Raw genomic sequence first — 784 nt, 5'->3', positions numbered from 1 at the left:
TTCAGCTATCCAACTGGCGGCTGAGGATGGTGGCGAACTCGTCCGAGAACGCCTCGTAGGTGCCGATGATACGGTCGCTGTCGGCGCTGAACTTGTTGTAGAAGATCACCGCCGGAATGGCGGCGAGCAGGCCCATGCCGGTGGCCAGAAGCGCCTCGGCGATGCCGGGGGCCACGACGGCAAGGTTGGTGTTCTGCTGGGCCGCGATTTCGATGAAGGCGTTCATGATGCCGAAGACAGTGCCGAAAAGGCCGATGAAAGGCGCGGTAGAGCCGATCGTGGCCAGCACCGGCAGACCCTTTTGCAGACGTTCCGCCTGTTTGGCGATGGCCACATCCATGCTGCGGTCGATCCGGGCGGTGGCCCCGGGAATAAGCCCGCCGTCATCGCGATGCGATCGGCGCCATTCGCTCATTCCGGCGGCGAAGATTCCTTCGGCGGCGCCATCGGGATCGGGGCCGATGCTGTCAAAAAGACCGTCCAACGGCTCCCCCGACCAGAAAGATTGATCGAAAGCCGCCGCCTCACGCCGGGCGGAGCGATATTGCGCGAATTTCTGCAGGATGATCGCCCACGACCAGAAGGACGCGCCGACCAGCATGAGCATGACCAGTTTGACCGTTACCGTCGCCCGTGCGAACAACCCCCACAAGGAGAAATCGATCCCCTGCGCCAGTGCCAGCGTCTCTGCTTCCATCGAACCTGCTCTTTATTCTGCCCTGCCGGGCGCATTGCCTCTCGCGCCCGTTCACCGGGGCTTCATTTGGCGCGAAACTATCCCAGC

1 protein-coding gene is annotated in these 784 nt (G+C 62.8%); it reads right to left on the bottom strand.

What is annotated here, in order from left to right; genetic code table 11:
• Position 1: 1 nt before the first annotated feature.
• Entirely contained in the window at positions 2-697 is a 696-nt protein-coding gene (tolQ, locus tag A3764_RS17870) for a protein TolQ (protein ID WP_067928595.1), read from the bottom strand.
• Positions 698-784 lie beyond the last annotated feature (87 nt).

The sequence above is a fragment of the Sulfitobacter sp. HI0129 genome, assembly GCF_001635395.1.
Classification (GTDB): domain Bacteria; phylum Pseudomonadota; class Alphaproteobacteria; order Rhodobacterales; family Rhodobacteraceae; genus Sulfitobacter.
Note: the sequence above shows the minus strand (reverse complement) of the source record. Positions and strands in the feature narration are given on the sequence as shown.

Excerpts from the sequence above, each read along its gene's own strand:
- tolQ (WP_067928595.1), bottom strand. The coding sequence starts at position 697 with ATGGAAGCAGAGACGCTGGCACTGGCGCAGGGGATCGATTTCTCCTTG.